At 48.2% G+C, this 16,152-nt stretch carries 15 protein-coding genes; 12 read left to right on the top strand and 3 right to left on the bottom strand.

Going from position 1 to position 16,152, the window contains the following annotated elements; translation table 11 throughout:
* Positions 1-86: 86 nt before the first annotated feature.
* The 10 genes from ftsE (at position 87) to ATH33_RS08555 (ending at position 13,311) form a co-directional block, all read left to right on the top strand.
* A complete protein-coding gene (ftsE, locus tag ATH33_RS08510) occupies positions 87-773 on the top strand; it encodes a cell division ATP-binding protein FtsE (protein WP_037997772.1) in 687 nt (228 codons plus the stop codon).
* Positions 763-1,665 (top strand): permease-like cell division protein FtsX, encoded by a 903-nt coding sequence (ftsX, locus tag ATH33_RS08515; RefSeq protein WP_037997775.1) that lies wholly within the window; start codon positions 763-765, stop codon positions 1,663-1,665. The genes ftsE and ftsX overlap by 11 nt, the downstream gene beginning before the upstream one ends.
* 31 nt (positions 1,666-1,696) lie before the next feature.
* On the top strand, positions 1,697-2,860 hold the full coding sequence (locus ATH33_RS08520; RefSeq protein ID WP_049720673.1) for a murein hydrolase activator EnvC family protein: 1,164 nt from the start codon (positions 1,697-1,699) through the stop codon (positions 2,858-2,860).
* A gap of 31 nt (positions 2,861-2,891) precedes the next feature.
* Positions 2,892-3,917: a murein hydrolase activator EnvC family protein gene (locus ATH33_RS08525; protein WP_049720672.1), complete on the top strand. Its 1,026-nt coding sequence runs from the start codon at positions 2,892-2,894 to the stop codon at positions 3,915-3,917.
* A 230-nt stretch (positions 3,918-4,147) separates the two neighbouring features.
* A complete protein-coding gene (locus ATH33_RS08530) occupies positions 4,148-5,230 on the top strand; it encodes a murein hydrolase activator EnvC family protein (RefSeq protein WP_049720671.1) in 1,083 nt (360 codons plus the stop codon).
* Positions 5,231-5,355: 125 nt separating this feature from the next.
* A complete protein-coding gene (locus ATH33_RS08535; RefSeq protein WP_037997778.1) occupies positions 5,356-6,807 on the top strand; it encodes a S41 family peptidase in 1,452 nt (483 codons plus the stop codon).
* 78 nt (positions 6,808-6,885) lie between these two features.
* Positions 6,886-8,004 (top strand): PDZ domain-containing protein, encoded by a 1,119-nt coding sequence (locus ATH33_RS08540; RefSeq protein WP_037997781.1) that lies wholly within the window; start codon positions 6,886-6,888, stop codon positions 8,002-8,004.
* Between the two features lie 151 nt (positions 8,005-8,155).
* Positions 8,156-10,135 carry an excinuclease ABC subunit UvrB gene (gene uvrB, locus ATH33_RS08545; RefSeq protein WP_037997783.1) on the top strand — a complete coding sequence of 660 codons (1,980 nt, stop codon included), beginning with the start codon at positions 8,156-8,158 and terminating at the stop codon, positions 10,133-10,135.
* 3 nt (positions 10,136-10,138) lie between these two features.
* Positions 10,139-13,018: an excinuclease ABC subunit UvrA gene (uvrA, locus tag ATH33_RS08550; RefSeq protein ID WP_037997785.1), complete on the top strand. Its 2,880-nt coding sequence runs from the start codon at positions 10,139-10,141 to the stop codon at positions 13,016-13,018.
* 83 nt (positions 13,019-13,101) lie between these two features.
* On the top strand, positions 13,102-13,311 hold the full coding sequence (locus ATH33_RS08555) for an alpha/beta-type small acid-soluble spore protein (RefSeq protein WP_037997788.1): 210 nt from the start codon (positions 13,102-13,104) through the stop codon (positions 13,309-13,311).
* A 19-nt stretch (positions 13,312-13,330) separates the two neighbouring features.
* Here the strand turns inward: ATH33_RS08555 and ATH33_RS08560 are convergent, their stop codons facing one another.
* Positions 13,331-13,561, bottom strand: coding sequence for a DUF2553 family protein (locus tag ATH33_RS08560; RefSeq protein ID WP_037993289.1), 231 nt, complete (start codon positions 13,559-13,561; stop codon positions 13,331-13,333).
* 294 nt (positions 13,562-13,855) lie between these two features.
* Between ATH33_RS08560 and ATH33_RS08565 the strand changes: the two genes are divergently transcribed.
* On the top strand, positions 13,856-14,266 hold the full coding sequence (locus ATH33_RS08565; protein WP_037993290.1) for a DUF302 domain-containing protein: 411 nt from the start codon (positions 13,856-13,858) through the stop codon (positions 14,264-14,266).
* A 212-nt stretch (positions 14,267-14,478) separates the two neighbouring features.
* Positions 14,479-14,814 (top strand): phage holin family protein, encoded by a 336-nt coding sequence (locus tag ATH33_RS08570; RefSeq protein ID WP_037993291.1) that lies wholly within the window; start codon positions 14,479-14,481, stop codon positions 14,812-14,814.
* Positions 14,815-14,853: 39 nt separating this feature from the next.
* Here ATH33_RS08570 and ATH33_RS08575 read toward each other — a convergent pair whose 3' ends face one another.
* Positions 14,854-15,375 carry a DUF84 family protein gene (locus ATH33_RS08575; RefSeq protein ID WP_037993292.1) on the bottom strand — a complete coding sequence of 174 codons (522 nt, stop codon included), beginning with the start codon at positions 15,373-15,375 and terminating at the stop codon, positions 14,854-14,856.
* Positions 15,341-15,988 (bottom strand): class D sortase, encoded by a 648-nt coding sequence (locus ATH33_RS08580; protein ID WP_049720668.1) that lies wholly within the window; start codon positions 15,986-15,988, stop codon positions 15,341-15,343. Before ATH33_RS08580 ends, ATH33_RS08575 begins: the two co-directional genes overlap by 35 nt.
* Between the last annotated feature and the right edge of the window lie 164 nt (positions 15,989-16,152).

The raw sequence follows: 16,152 nt of genomic DNA on the forward strand, positions 1-16,152 counted from the left end.
ACCATTTTTGTTACCATCAGTAAGCAGGAGAAAAAATGGAGAGAGATAAACTATATTGAAAATCATGTTTCCTGGGGTGAGTTTTCGTGATTGAAATGCATGATGTGTGGAAGGTTTATCCAAATGGGGTTGAAGCTCTCCGCGGAGTGGACGTACGGATCGACCAGGGAGAATTCGTGTATGTGGTCGGACCGAGCGGAGCGGGGAAAAGTTCATTTATCAAGCTGATGTACAGAGAAGAAAAACCCACGCACGGCGTTGTTCTGATCAACGGGGTCAACGTCAAACGGGTACGCGATTGGAAAATTCCGCATGTTCGCCGCAAAATCGGTGTCGTGTTCCAGGATTTCAAATTGCTTCCGCATATGACAGCTTTTGAAAATGTTGCTTTTGCGATGGAAGCGATCGAGGCTCCCAAACGCAAAATCAAACCGAGAGTCACCGAAGTCTTGGAGCTGGTTGGTCTGGCGGACCGGATGCATGCCTTGCCGTCGCAACTTTCCGGAGGGGAGCAGCAACGTGTGGCAATCGCTCGCGCAATTGTCAATAATCCAACTTTTGTGATAGCGGACGAGCCCACCGGAAACCTCGATCCGGAAAACTCTTGGGACATCATGTATCTGCTGGAAGAGATTAACCGGCGCGGAACCACCATCGTAATGGCGACACACAACAAAGAAATTGTAAACACACTCAGACAACGCGTCATTGCCATTGAACAAGGTGTGATTGTCCGGGACGAAATGGGAGGAGAATACGGCTATGAGGATTGAGACATTATCGCGACATTTTCGGGAAGCTTATCGCGGCGTGCGTCGCAATGCCTGGATGAGTTTTGCCGCGATCAGTGCTGTAGCCGTTACGCTGTTTATCTTCGGTATTTTCCTCATTTTTGCATTCAACGTCCGCTACATGGCGGTGGAGCTGGATAAACAGGTGGCGATTCGTGCAGCACTTGCCGAGCAGTTGACGGATGACCAGCAGCTCCAAGTATTGAAACAAATCGAATCGATGCCCGAAGTGAAAAGTGCGGAACTGGTGCCGAAGGAAGAAGGATTGCGTCAGCTGAAGGCCCAATGGGGAGAGGAAGGAACGGAAATTTTCCGCAGTTATGAAGGGGAAGGGAAAAACCCCTTGCCTGACGTCATCACGGTTGTACCCAAAGATCCCCATCAGATCAAAAGCCTGACCGAAAAGGTGAAATCGGTGACGGGAATTGACGAAGCGGATGACGGTGAATATGTGACCGAGCAATTGCTGACATTGTCCAGCTGGATTCGGAACATCATTTTGATTTTCGGATTGGGGCTGGCGACTCTTGCCGCCTTCTTGATTTCCAACACCATTAAGCTGACCATTATTGCCCGTCGGAAAGAGATTGAAATCCAACGGCTGGTGGGAGCCAGCAACTGGTTCATCCGGTGGCCGTTCTTTATTGAAGGGGCGTTTATCGGATGGGTTGGTGCCCTCGTTCCGACCATCCTGGTTTTGGTTCTCTATCAAGTGGCTTACACCATTTTGGGGGCCGGTGAAGCCCAATCCATTCTGAAAATGATGCCGATCCTCTCGCTGGGTACTTATGTGACCTTGTGCATTTTCGCTCTGGGAACAGCGATCGGGACACTGGGAAGCATTATTTCCGTGCGCCGTTTCTTGAAAGTGTAAAGAGGAGGAATCTAGTTCGAGGAGGAGCAAAGTGATTAGGAAAGAATTTGCAGGGATATTTTCTTTTTTGCTGGTTTTTTCTTTGATCCCCGTCAAAGACAGCTTTGCAATCACAGATTCCTCTTCCATCGATGAGAAAAAAGAGGAAATCCGACAACGGGATCAAGAAATATTGCAACTGGAAAAAAAGAAAGAACTAGCGCAAGAGGACATGAAACAAATTTTGGGTCAGATTGAAGCGAAAAAGAAGGAACTCAACCAGTTGGACATGCGTGTTTATGCACTGGAAAACCAAATAAAGGAAAAACGGGAAGAGCGCAAAAGCGTTGAGAGGGAATTGGATCTTTTGCGTCAAACTTACAAACATCGCATGCAGGATATTTATTTAAAAGGAAACAATTTTTACTTTGAGCTTTTGTTACAATCCGACTCCATCGGGGATTTCCTGAAACGGTACGATTATATCAGCATTTTGGCCCGGGCCGATCAGCGCGTGATCCAAAAATATACCGACAAACAAAAAGAATTGGCCGGAGTTGAGCAGGAATTACAAAAGGATTTGGCAAACTTACAAACAGCACAAAAAGAAGCCCAGGGCGTTTTTGCTCAACTCCAAAAAAAATACCAACAACATGAAGGAAAGTTGGCGGCGCTGGAGACGAACCTGGCGGAATTGGAGGACCAAAACATTCAGGCCCGGAAAGAATTGCGCAACTGGGTGGCCAAACGGGAAGAAGAAGCCCGCAAAAAAGAGCAACAAAACCATCCGGACGGCAATGTTCCGGCAAGCGACGGCTTTCTTTGGCCGGTAAACGGGACGGTGACTTCCCCGTTCGGCATGCGATATCACCCGGTTCACCGGGAATACCGGATGCATGAAGGGATGGATATCGCAGCGAAAATGGGGACCCCGATCCGTGCCGCGTCGTCCGGTGAAGTGATTGAAGCCCGTCCTTCAAATGGATACGGTTATGTCATTGTCATTTACCATGGGAACGGACTTTCCACGCTTTATGCCCACATGTATGCTCAAACGGTAAAAGTGGAAGTCGGCCAAAAGGTATCGGCGGGAGATGTCATCGCAGCTGTGGGAAGTAATGGATTTTCAACCGGACCTCACTTGCATTTTGAAGTACATAAAGGAAGTACACCTGTCGATCCCATCTCTTATTTGCCCCCGGAACAGGGCAAGTAAGCTGAATTGAAACGGGAGGAGTACGACCAAAGTGGTTCGAAAATGGTTTGTCACTACAATGATGCTTGTTCAGGCGGTCTTATTCAGCCTCGCAAGCCCGCTTTCGGTCAAAGCAAACAGTGAACACCAGAAGAACCCGGCATGGATCAAACTGGAAGAAGCCAAAAAACAGGTTATGGCCAGGGAGCGGCAAGTTGCGGGGTTAAATGAAGAAATCGCGCAAAAGAAAATGAACCTGTTGGAGAAACAAAAAAAACTGAGCATGCTGGAAGCGCGGTTTGAGGCGGTGCTGGTACATATATATAAGAGAAGTCACAAAAATCAATATCTCTATTATTTGTTGAGCGCGAATTCCGTTTCGGAGTTTTTGATGCGCCTGGATATTCTTTCTATGTTCGTGGAAAATGAAAGTGCCGTGATCAAGCAATATTTGAAAGAGAAAAAAGCTTTGGAAAATGAAGTGGCCATGATCGAGAAAAGCAAAAAAGAAAAAGAGGCTTTGCTGAAAGAAGCCCGGCAACATTTGACACGTTATACGGCGTTGTATCAGCAGCAAAGCCGGACGCTTCAGCATCCGGTACGGGAGCCGGAGCCCGAGAAAATGCAACCCGTTCGTCAGGAGGATAAAAACAGACAGGTTCGCAATTCCCATCCGCCGGCATCTTCTTCACCGGACCGGCATGAGAATGATACTTTGGCCTGGCCGCAACCGGGCGGAAAAGTCTCTTCTGAATTCGGGGAACGAAACGGAAGCCACGAAGGAATTGACATCAAAAATTCGATGGGCTCACCGATTGTGGCTGCGGCTTCAGGCATCGTTGTATTGACAAAATCGGACCCGGGCGGATACGGCTACTATATTGTGATTGATCATGGAAATGGATTCAAGACCCTTTATGCCCATATGTATCCAAGCACAGTGCAAGTTGAGGTCGGGGATCGTGTGGAAAAAGGGCAACAAATCGCTTCGGTCGGGAACTATCCCCAGTTGGTGCCCTACCTGCATTTTGAAATACATGAAAACGGGAAACCGGTGGATCCCTTGCAATATTACTAGAACAAATCATGGATAAAGTCGATCTAATCCTGGTGATTAGATCGACTTCCCATTTTCATTGACCCCATCAAGCAAATTGGATAAAAAGGATAAAATCGTCAAAATTTCTTTGTATGTTTCCATATAAAATAGAATTAAACTATATTCATATGTTTTGAGTGATATAAAAAAGAACAGAGAACAGGAAGGCGATGGGGAACTAGGAGAAAGACTGGGAGGCGCTTATATCAATGAGTAAGAAATGGTTAACCATGGCTTTGATTGCTTCATTGACGGCAATGATGACTCCTCCACAAACAGTGTCAGCCGAGTCGCTCCGGGAAAAAATCGACAGCGTCCGTGAGGACAAACAAGGAATCCTGGAGAAACAGCAAAGTTTGAAACAGAAGATGGAAGAGTTTAAAAGCAAGATGGACGAAGCAGATCAAAAGATTGAGTCCATCCAGAAGGAAATCGAGCCCATTGAGCAAAAGCGGCAGGAAGCGGAAAAAGATTTGCAAGAGATCCGGAAAGATTTTGATGTTCGCATCAGCCGGATGTATTTGCACGGAGAAAATAACTACTTGGCCCAGTTGCTGGCTGCAGAGGATTTTAATGAGTTTTTGAACCGCTTTGAAATCATTCGCCTTCTCGTCAAAGGAGATTATAAAATCGTGGCCGAATACCAAAAAGCGGTCGACGATCGCCAGAAAGCCATTGACGAAAAACAGGTGAAAATTGAGGAACAACAAAAGCTGATTGATCAAATTAACAAAGAATATCAAAAGTTGATGAAAGAACTCGAAGCGTCCGATGCCAGCCTGCAGCAGCTGGAAAGCATTCTGGAGGAACATAAAGACGAATTGATTCAGATCAACCTGGCGGAATGGCGTTCGGGCAAGCTTCGTTTTGCATACACCGGTCCGCTCATTAAACCGACCACTGTCACAAAGACTTCCAGTTACGGATACCGTGTGCATCCCATCTTTGGAACGAAAAAACTTCACGCGGGAGTGGATTACGGAGGACCGATCGGCACTCCGATCAAGGCCGCAGCTGACGGTGTCGTGGTGTCCAGCCGTGCGTCTTCCGGATATGGTTGGTTGATCACCATTTATCACGGACATTATAAAGGCATGCCTTTCTTTACCCGGTATGCTCACAGTTACCCCAACCAAGTCAAAGTGCAACCCGGGGAAGAAGTAAAAGCCGGGCAGGTCATTTCAGCGATTGGAAATAACGGAAACTCAACGGGACCGCACTTGCACTTTGAAGTACGGATCGGACAAGGGGCCCAACCGCCGTCTTATGACCCGGAACGGTATATGAACTAAAAATGTGATATAGTTAAAATAATATCCCGGACGACTATTTTGTCCGGGGTTGTCATACATTAAAGAGTATAAAGGGCTGATCCGGATCGCCTGCAAGGGGATCCAAAGGTGGGTGTTTACTGACAATGAATTTTAAAGGCAGGACCGTCGCGATCATTACGGTTGTGACAATGATTTTCAGCAGTTTGCTTACCGTGCTGGTTGTGGGTGACGGGGGGTTGATTGATCAACTGGAATCCGGAACCCTGTTTTCTTTTGACCGGTCTCAATCATTTGAAACACACGAGGGGAAATTAAAGCAAGCATATCAAACGATTACTTCTTCTTATTTACATAAAGTAAATGAAGAACAATTGATTGACGGGGCCATCAAAGGAATGATTGAATCCCTGGGGGATCCTTACTCCGCCTACATGAGTCCGAAAGAAGCAGCGCAATTTGAGGAAGATTTGCAGTCATCCTTTACGGGAATCGGTGCCGAAGTGACATTGACCAACGGCCAAGTGACCATTATTGCGCCGATCAAGGATTCGCCTGCGGAAAAAGCCGGATTGCGTGCAGGTGACCAAGTGTTAAAAGTCAACGGGCAAAGCTTGGAAGGAATGGACATTCAAGAGGCGGTCAGCAAAATCCGCGGTCCGAAGGGAAGCAAAGCCCAATTGCTCATTTCCCGTCCCGGCGTCAGCGAACCGCTAAACATTACGGTGGTGCGGGATGAAATTTCGCTTCAAACCGTGGAAGCAACGATGTTGCCTGACAAAATCGGACGGATCACATTGACGCAGTTTTCGGAAAATACAGCAGAAGATTTTGCCAAAGAGCTGAAAAAACTGGAGGATCAGGGGATCAACGGGCTTGTCATTGACGTCCGCGGAAACCCGGGTGGCCTTTTGCAGTCCGTATTGGAAATTTGTGACCAATTGGTGCCCGGCAAAAAACGCGTCTTGATGACGGAGGATAAGTCGGGAAGCCGCACGGAATATCATTCCAAACAGGAAACCAAAAAGCCTTATCCCATCACGGTTTTGATTGACAAAGGCAGTGCGAGTGCGTCTGAAATTCTCGCAGCCGCTTTAAAAGAATCCGGTGGATATCCGTTGGTCGGGGAAACCACCTTCGGAAAAGGAACGGTTCAGACCACCAAATCCTTTGATGACGGCAGCAACTTGAAACTGACCATCGCCAAATGGTTGACGCCGGAAGGAAACTGGATTGACCAGCATGGCGGAACCAAAGGGATCAAACCGGATGTTCCCGTGAAGAAACCCGCATATGCCAATGTGCTTCCTCCCCAGCCGGATGCACCGCTAAAAAAAGATGATAATTCAACCGAAGTCAAAAATATGCAGTTGATTTTGGATGCGCTGGGTTACCATCCGGGGCGCACGGACGGATATTTTGACGGTTCTACCGAACAGGCTGTCAAGTCCTTCCAAAAGAAAGAAGGAATTCCGGAGACAGGACAACTGGATGAGGTATCCTCCGATAAATTGCGACAAGCATTTATCAACTTTTTGCGCGACCCGAAAAATGATGTGACATTGCAGGTGGCAGTGGAGCTCTTGAAGAAAAAATAAAGGATTTGTCCCGGAAATATAGAAAATACCCCAATGATTTCCATTGGGGTATTTTTTATGATATGGAGGAAGGACAAATTGTGGTCTGTTTGGGAAGATCCGCTTTCTTTTTTGACCAAGTGGTTTTCAACGTTCATTCACCCGGCTTTTTGGCTGGGAACAGGGATGATTGTGGTATATGTGTGGGTGCGCAGGCGATATGAACTCAAAACGTTTCACAGTGTTTTGGAACCCAAGTGGGCTTTGTTGCTTCGGACAACTTGCTGGTCGTTGATTGTCGGTTTGGCCGGTTCCCTGTGTTTGTCCGGGGGCCGGTGGGAGATTCAACCCGGAGACTGGTTCATGGTTTGGAGCCTGACGCTCCTTTTGTCCGTCTTTGGACTGCGTTTTGCTTGTCTTGCTTATTCTGCCGGCATGTTATGCCTGGTTCACTATTGCGTGACGGAAACAACGTGGCTGGATCCTTTCCCGGTCCCCGAAATGGTGTATGCTTTCCCTGCCCGGGACTGGTTATGGCTGATTGCCGCCAGCCATTGGTTGGAATGGGCTTTGATCCGCTTGGATGGGGAAAACGGAGCTTATCCGGTCCAAGTCAATCAGGTGAGTGGTTTCATGCTGAAAAAAGGCTGGCCGGTTCCTTTGCTGTTGAGCGGTCCAAATGGTTGGATTCCGCTTCCGGTTTTTTTGAGTTTTGCGCGGATGAATCTGTCGGGAATGTTGAAAAAACAAAAAAGGCAGACATCCACCTTTACTTTTTTGTATGCCGTGATTTTAAGTTTGGGGCTGGCCTTTTTGGAAGGATGGGAGTCCGGCGGGTGGATCATGGCAGTTTTGGCGGTGCTGGGGCATGAAGGGATCTATCTTGGAACCAAGTGGATGGAAAAACGTTCAACGCCGTATTTTGTTTCCAACCATCAAGGTGTGAAGGTTCTGGCTGTGATTCCGGATTCCCCGGCAGAAGCGATGGGATTGAGAACTGGCGATGTTATTCAGCGCTGTAACGGACGGCCCGTCCGGAGCATGGAGGAGCTGACCCGGGTGGCGGAAACAGCGACCCATTGCAAGCTGGCAGTGTTGGATGAACATCAGAACCTGCACATCACCCAAAAAACTTTATTTGAGGATGATCCGGCTGATTTGGGAGTGATTCCCGCCCTTCCGGCGGACGAAAAAACCCGCGTCCGGTCCACGTCCTGACTTGGGCCGCAATTTAGAGATTCAGGCGCCCGTCGGGTGTCAGCCAAAAGCCTTTCCGGTCTGGAAAGGCTTTTTTTGGATTCGGAACGAATGTTCTTATAGGTCGTGTCCGTATGTTATAATACTTTCATGTGGAAATGAGGTGAGTCGGATGGGAAAACAATTCCAACTGGTGTCGGATTTTGAGCCGCGTGGGGATCAACCGCAGGCGATTGAGAAACTGGTCCGCCAAATTCAGGCGGGCAACAAGTACCAAACCCTTTTGGGAGCCACGGGGACGGGGAAAACGTTTACCATGGCCCAAACGATTGCCCGGGTCAACAAACCCACGCTGGTGATTGCGCACAACAAGACGTTGGCGGCGCAGTTGTGCGGGGAGTTGAAGGAATTCTTCCCCCATAATGCCGTCGAATATTTTGTCAGTTATTATGATTATTATCAACCTGAAGCTTATATTCCGGCAACGGATACTTATATAGAAAAAGATGCGTCCATCAATGATGAAATTGACAAGTTGCGCCACTCGGCAACCAGCGCTCTGTTTGAGCGGGAAGATGTGATTATTGTTTCGAGTGTTTCTTGTATTTACGGCTTGGGTTCACCGACGGAATACCGGGATCTGGTTCTTTCCTTGCGAGTGGGAATGGAAAGGGACCGGAACGAAGTGTTGCGTAAGTTGGTGGATATCCAATATGAACGAAACGATATCAATTTTGTGCGCGGAACGTTCCGGGTGCGGGGCGATGTGGTGGAGATTTTCCCTGCTTCCCGGAGTGAACAAGCGGTCCGGGTGGAGTTTTTTGGGGATGAGATTGACCGGATTCGCGAAATTGATGTCGTGACGGGAGAAATTATCGGGGAAAGGGAACATGTTGCCATCTTCCCGGCTTCTCACTATGTCACCCGTTCCGATGTGATGGAAAGGGCTTTGAAAGGGATTGAACAGGAGCTGGATGAACGGCTCAAGGAACTGAGGGAACAAGGCAAACTGCTGGAAGCACAACGCTTGGAGCAAAGGACGAGATATGATTTGGAAATGATGCGGGAAGTCGGATTTTGTTCCGGGATCGAGAACTATTCCCGCCACCTGGTCGGCAAAAAGCCGGGAGAACCGCCTTACACCTTGTTGGACTTTTTCCCGAAAGACTTCTTGATCATAGTGGATGAGTCCCATGTCACCATTCCGCAAATTCACGGGATGTACAACGGGGATCAGGCGCGAAAGGAGATGTTGGTGGAGCACGGTTTCCGGCTTCCGTCGGCCAAAGACAACCGGCCGCTCAGATTTAGCGAGTTTGAAGAAAAGATTAATCAGATCTTATTTGTTTCCGCGACACCGGGTCCGTATGAATTGGAGAAATCGCCGGAAGTGGTGGAACAGATTATCCGCCCGACAGGGTTGTTGGATCCGAAAATCCATATCCATCCGATCAAGGGGCAAATTGACCACCTGATCGGGCTGATTCATGACCGCATTGAACAGGATGAACGCGTGCTGGTGACGACCCTGACGAAAAAAATGGCGGAGGATTTGACGGATTATCTGAAAGAAATGGGGATCAAAGTCCGCTATTTGCATTCGGATATCAAAACCATTGAACGGATGAAAATCTTACGCGATCTGCGTCTGGGTGAATTTGACGTGTTGATTGGGATTAACCTGTTAAGGGAAGGATTGGATTTACCGGAAGTTTCCCTGGTGGCGATTTTGGATGCCGACAAAGAAGGATTTTTGCGTTCGGAGCGTTCTTTGATCCAAACCATCGGACGGGCTGCGCGGAATGCCCACGGAGAAGTGGTGATGTATGCGGACAAGATCACCGACTCCATGAAAAAAGCGATCGATGAAACAGAGCGCCGTCGGCAAATTCAAGCGGCCTACAATAAAAAACACGGAATTGTCCCCCAAACGATTCAAAAAGACGTGCGTGAAGTGATTGAGGCGACCAAAGTGGCGGAACAAACCGCTGAATATGTGACAGGAAAACAAACGAAGAAAATGAGCAAGTCTGAACGGAACAAGTTGATCCGCGACCTGGAAAAAGAAATGAAAGAAGCCGCCAAAGAGTTGAATTTTGAACGTGCTGCCGAATTGCGGGATTTGATTATCGAATTGAAAGCGGAGGTTTAAGACATGTCGCAAGAAAAGATTGTCGTTCGCGGTGCACGGGTGCATAATCTGAAAAACATTGATGTGACGATTCCGCGTGATCAGTTTGTTGTCATCACGGGGTTGAGCGGTTCCGGAAAGTCCTCACTTGCGTTTGACACCATTTATGCCGAAGGGCAACGTCGTTATGTCGAATCGCTTTCGGCTTATGCCCGCCAGTTTTTGGGGCAAATGGACAAGCCGGATGTCGATGGGATTGACGGGTTGTCCCCGGCGATCTCCATCGACCAGAAAACGACGAGCCGCAATCCCCGTTCCACGGTCGGAACCGTGACCGAGATTTACGATTACCTGCGCTTGCTCTATGCGCGGGTGGGACATGCTTATTGTCCGGTGCATGGAATCGAGATTAAATCGCAAACCGTTCAGCAAATGGTGGACCGGATCATGGAATTGCCGGAGCGTTCCCGGATTCAGGTTTTGGCACCGGTCGTCAAAGGGCGAAAAGGGGAGCATGTCAAGCTTTTAAAAGATATCAGCCGCCAAGGGTATGTGCGTGTCCGGATTGACGGGGAACTCCGGGATTTGTCCGAAGAGATCAAACTGGAGAAAAACAAAAAGCATACCATCGAAGTGGTGGTGGACCGGATCATCGTCAAACCGGGCGTGAACACGCGGCTTACGGATTCCGTCGAGACCGCTCTGGCAATCAGTGACGGTGAAGTGTTGGTGGATGTGATCGGCGGGGACGAGTTGTTGTTCAGTTCCAAGCTGGCTTGTCCGGAGTGCGGCTTCAGCATTGAGGAATTGTCTCCGCGCATGTTCTCTTTTAACAGCCCGTACGGCGCTTGTCCGGCTTGTGACGGACTGGGAAACCGGTTGGTGATCGACCCGCAGCTGGTGATTCCCGATCCGTCCCTTTCCCTGAATGAAGGAGCGATTGAACCCTGGTCTTCTTCCAACGGCAATCATTATTACGAGCAACTGTTGAAAGCCGCTTGCGACCATTTCCAAATTGACATGGATAAGCCGTTTCAGGATTTAAGCCAAAAGGAAAAGGATATTCTCCTTTACGGTTCCGATGAACGGTTTCCTTTCAGATATGTGAGAAACAGCGGTTTTGAACGGGAAGCCATGGCCCGGTTTGACGGGGTGGTGGGACATTTGAACCGCCGTTTTAAAGAAACCGGTTCCGACATGGTGCGCGAGTATTTGGAAACGTATATGACAACCAAGTCTTGCCCTTCCTGCAAGGGGGCCCGCCTGAAAAAAGAGATTCTTCATATCTACGTCGGCGGAAAAAACATCGATGAGGTCACTCGTCTTTCGATCAAAGAGGCACTGGAATTTTTCCAAAACCTGTCTTTGTCGGACAAGGAAAACCAAATCGCTTATCAAGTGTTAAAAGAAATTAAAAGCCGGCTCGGTTTTTTGGTCAATGTGGGACTCGGTTATCTGAGTTTGTCCCGCGCGGCCGGGACGTTGTCGGGAGGAGAAGCGCAACGGATTCGCCTGGCGACCCAGATCGGTTCCAAATTGATGGGGGTTTTGTATATTCTGGATGAGCCGAGCATCGGCCTCCATCAGAGAGATAACAACCGCTTGATTGCCACCCTCAAGGAGATGAGGGATTTGGGGAATACCCTGATTGTGGTGGAGCATGATGAAGACACGATGTTGGCTTGCGATTACATCATCGATATCGGTCCCGGTGCCGGAGCCCACGGGGGAAAAGTGGTTGCTGCCGGCACGCCGCAGGAATTGATGGAAAATGAAAAATCGTTGACAGGGGAATACTTAAGCGGCCGCCGTTTCATTCCCGTGCCACAGAAGCGGAGAGAGCCGAACGGCAAATGGATCAAAGTGTCGGGAGCACGGGAAAATAACTTGAAAAATATCGATGTTGCCTTTCCTCTCGGCGTATTCACCTGTGTGACGGGCGTTTCCGGTTCGGGAAAAAGTACACTGGTTAATGAAATTTTGTTAAAAGGTTTGGCGCGCCGGTTGGGCAAAGCCAAAACGGTGCCCGGCAAGCACAAAAAAATCGAAGGCGCCGAACATTTAAATAAAATCATTAACATCGACCAATCTCCGATCGGGAGAACACCGCGTTCCAATCCTGCAACGTACACCGGGGTGTTTGATGATATCCGCGAAGTGTTTGCATCCACGCCGGAAGCCAAGGTGAGAGGCTACAAGAAAGGGCGTTTCAGTTTCAATGTCAAAGGCGGACGGTGCGAGGCCTGCCGCGGGGACGGTATTATTAAAATTGAAATGCATTTTCTGCCGGATGTTTATGTACCGTGTGAACAATGCAAAGGGAAACGGTATAACCGGGAAACCTTGGAAGTGAAATACAAAGGAAAAAGCATTTCGGATGTCTTGGAAATGACGGTGGAGGAATCCTTGGATTTCTTTGCGAATATTCCCCGGATCCAACGGAAATTGCAAACCCTTTATGACGTGGGGCTGGGGTATATCAAACTGGGACAGCCGGCCACGCAATTGTCCGGGGGGGAAGCCCAACGGGTGAAATTGGCTTCGGAGTTGTATAAACGGAGTCAAGGGCGGACGTTATATGTGCTGGATGAACCCACCACCGGTCTTCACATCGATGATATCGCGCGGTTGCTCAAAGTGTTGGAGCGGCTGGTGGAAAACGGGGACACGGTGGTCGTCATTGAGCATAATCTGGATGTGATTAAAACAGCGGACTATCTGATTGACCTGGGACCGGAAGGCGGAAGCGGCGGGGGAACGATCGTTGCCAAAGGAACACCGGAAGAAGTGGCCAAGAGCAAAGGATCTTATACCGGACAATTCCTGGCGCCGATTTTGGAAAGAGACAAAAAACGCATGGAAACCCTGCTGGCAAAACGGGAAGAGACCGCAACCCCAAAGTAAGGAATCAATAATTGCACGGAATTGCGGACAAACTGAATAATGCAAGACGTTCATCACCACCTTACGACAAAGGAGTGATTCGAATGGCTAGAAGAAACAGGCTTGTTGTTCCGGGTGCCAGAGAATCATTGGAACAGATGAAGAATGAAATCGCTCAAGAATTCGGAGTCGAGTTGGGGGCTGACACCACAGCCCGTGCCAATGGGTCAGTAGGTGGAGAGATGACAAAACGTCTTGTGGCGCTGGGCTCGCAAGTCATGGAGCAACAGCGAAAAGGAAAAGCAGGGGAATGATTTCCCCTGCTTTTTTATGTCAACACCATCCCAAATCGCAATCGCTCACATACGAGTCAGGCGAAGGTTGGGATGGTGGGATGAGTGAAGAATGGATGTCTCCGTTTTTGAACTGATAGCCTTCTTCCAAATGAGGCAGCTTTTCGTCCAACGGAATATGGCCGATTTTTTTTCCAAGATGATATAAGACCACTTTACCATTTTCGATTTTTCCTACAACTTCGGATGTGATTTTTTGTTGGCAATCCATTTAGTCCATCCCCCTCCTTGCTGAAGAACCTAAAGATAAGTATACCCGTGGCATGATCCCTGAATGCAGGAAAGGGCTGATTCATTGTATTTTTACAATAGCACGGCTATATATTAAAGTCAATATCAATTTATAATAATTATAAAATGAGATTGATTATTAGTCAATTGAAGGGATCAAAGAGTGTGTTCGGTTTCATGATTCTATTCATTCATGAATACAGTGTATTAAAGATTGGAAAGAAATCATGATACAATAGGAAAAGAAGACCGGTTTGAAAAGAGGAGGAGAGAGATGTATTCATATGTCGTGGATGTGAAAGGCGCTTCGACGGAACAGGTGCTGAAGCGTTTGGAGGAAAAAATCGCCGAACATAAATTCCGATTATTATGGAAGTATGATATTTCCACAAAATTGTTTGAACAAGGAATCCGGTTCAATCAGCCTTATTACATTCTTGAGTTGTCTCACGCCGACTTGACGAAACAGCTGTTAACCGAACATCCCGACTGTGGATTTTTGCTTCCGGCCAAATGCATGGTTTATTGGGATCAAGAAAAAAATACCGTACGTCTCGGTGTTCTACGTCTGAGTGAACTTGCCAAGGAAGTGGAAAGTGAACGGGTGAAACGGATTGCCGGGCAACTGGAGAAAAGACTGGTCGAAATGGTGAACCAATGCACGGGAGAAGAAATGGCATCCTGAAGTTTGTGTGATACAGGAAAGCGGGACGCCGGCTTTTCCGGACGGCTTGATCCGTTTGCAAAAAAAGACAGCCATGGCGGTTGAATGGATTCCATAACTTTTGCTCCTTCTCATCCGGGACAGAGGGGGATTCAAGAAAAAGGTTGATTGTTCACAAAGCATTTTATATCTTTGAACAATCGGGTATGAATTAAGTAAGGAGGAGAATGTTTATGAGAATCCTGTTAAAAATCGTTGTGGGCGCCATTGCTGTCTTTCTTGCTTCCCATTTGGTTTCGGGAATTGAAGTGGAAAGCTGGAAAGCCGCTCTTTTCGCCTCGATTGCACTGAGCATCATCAATCTGATTGTCCGGCCGGTCATCAAGGTGTTGACTTTGCCCATCACCATTTTGACATTGGGCTTGTTTTCATTTGTGATTAATACGTTCATGTTTTGGATGGCCAGCTTCTTTGTGGACGGGTTTGAAGTGGAAGGATTTGTCGCCGCATTTTTGGGGGCGTTGATCATGACCGTGGCCAACTGGATTTTGGGTTGGTTTACGGATTAACCGGCAACATAAAAAGGCTTGTGGAAAACACAAGCCTTTTTATGAATGATGTTTGTAAAATTGGTATTGTCCGAAAAGCAGTTTGCAAACATGGATAAACATTTCTTTTCGTTTCACCTGGTTGTTGGTGAAGATGCCGACGGCTCCTTGATCCCGGCGAACCCCTTTTTGTTTGGAATATTCCTCCATGATCCATCCTAATTCCTTTCCCTGATTCAGCGGAGTCCTGAATGAATCCGGAAGCGGAATCCGGGCCCCTCCGGCCAGCTGCACACGGCCGTTTTCATCCACAAGGGCTCCCCAATTGCACAAAAACAAACCATTAGGCGTTTCGGTCACTCCGCCTTCCAAGCCGATTCCGATGGCTGCGTCCAAAGCTTTTTTGGCGCGGCGTGCACGGTGAATGGCCCCTTCGATGGTTTCCTCATCGGAAAAAGGCTGGTCTGAAACCCCGGAAGGAACGGAAGCGGATAAAACCGTTCCGGTCCGGTTAAATTCCTGCCACGCTTCTTCAACAGCCCCGACTTTAGCGGGATTGGTCGATCCGACTGCGATGATCATGTTTGTTTTCACCTTCTTGAATTTGAATCAATTCAGCCCGGATGATATACCGATCCGGGGCATCTCCCACGTAATCAAACGGATAACAAGTTGACAGGGTCAGAACCGGACGGGAAATGGGAACGATCACGGTCCGGTCATCGGCGTGGGTGATCCAAGATTTACGGATTTGATAAGTGAAGAGATAGTTCCCGTATTTTATGTATAACCGGTCTCCTTTTTTCAATTTGCCCAAATCCCGAAAAACAGTGTCCCGATGGCCGGACAGGACAACATGCCCGGTGTCCCCGGGGTAAACCGTGCCATGCCCTTGGTATAATCCGACCCCTTTTTTTAAGGAATCGGAATCCGTTCCTTTGACGATCGGGAGAATCCGGCCCAGTTTCGGAATCACCAATTCTCCCAGCTTTTCACCTTGGCGGACGGGAGGGGGCGGGACGGAGACTCCCTGTTTTAAAGAAGGCATCGTGGTTTGGACATGCCAGTCGGGGGCAATGGATGCCGCCAGTTGTTCATTCTGTTCCACGACCGATGCTTCTTTCTGCCAATGATACATATTGTAACAAAAGAAAATGCCGCCTGCCAGAATCAGGAGCCAAGCCACTATGCGCATCACGCGTTTCCTCCTTGACGGCTTCCATTTCCGTGTTTATGGTTTTTATTCGACAAGAAGCCGGATATTCCCTGTGTCACGCCGGGAGAGAAAATCTCTCCTTCCGTTTTGACAAAGAAACAGAAAAAAAGGTATTTTAGGATATGAAACAAGTCAAGCCGGCA

Origin of the sequence: Thermoactinomyces vulgaris (assembly GCF_003688725.1) — a bacterium.
Taxonomy (GTDB): domain Bacteria; phylum Bacillota; class Bacilli; order Thermoactinomycetales; family Thermoactinomycetaceae; genus Thermoactinomyces; species Thermoactinomyces vulgaris.

What these genes read in the sequence shown, in the direction of transcription:
- ftsX (WP_037997775.1), top strand. Translation starts at nt 763, where the DNA reads ATGAGGATTGAGACATTATCGCGACATTTTCGGGAAGCTTATCGCGGC.
- ATH33_RS08530 (WP_049720671.1), top strand. Translation starts at nt 4,148, where the DNA reads ATGAGTAAGAAATGGTTAACCATGGCTTTGATTGCTTCATTGACGGCA.
- ATH33_RS08535 (WP_037997778.1), top strand. Translation starts at nt 5,356, where the DNA reads ATGAATTTTAAAGGCAGGACCGTCGCGATCATTACGGTTGTGACAATG.
- uvrB (WP_037997783.1), top strand. Translation starts at nt 8,156, where the DNA reads ATGGGAAAACAATTCCAACTGGTGTCGGATTTTGAGCCGCGTGGGGAT.
- uvrA (WP_037997785.1), top strand. Translation starts at nt 10,139, where the DNA reads ATGTCGCAAGAAAAGATTGTCGTTCGCGGTGCACGGGTGCATAATCTG.
- ATH33_RS08555 (WP_037997788.1), top strand. Translation starts at nt 13,102, where the DNA reads ATGGCTAGAAGAAACAGGCTTGTTGTTCCGGGTGCCAGAGAATCATTG.
- ATH33_RS08560 (WP_037993289.1), bottom strand. Translation starts at nt 13,561, where the DNA reads ATGGATTGCCAACAAAAAATCACATCCGAAGTTGTAGGAAAAATCGAA.
- ATH33_RS08565 (WP_037993290.1), top strand. Translation starts at nt 13,856, where the DNA reads ATGTATTCATATGTCGTGGATGTGAAAGGCGCTTCGACGGAACAGGTG.
- ATH33_RS08570 (WP_037993291.1), top strand. Translation starts at nt 14,479, where the DNA reads ATGAGAATCCTGTTAAAAATCGTTGTGGGCGCCATTGCTGTCTTTCTT.
- ATH33_RS08575 (WP_037993292.1), bottom strand. Translation starts at nt 15,375, where the DNA reads ATGATCATCGCAGTCGGATCGACCAATCCCGCTAAAGTCGGGGCTGTT.
- ATH33_RS08580 (WP_049720668.1), bottom strand. Translation starts at nt 15,988, where the DNA reads ATGCGCATAGTGGCTTGGCTCCTGATTCTGGCAGGCGGCATTTTCTTT.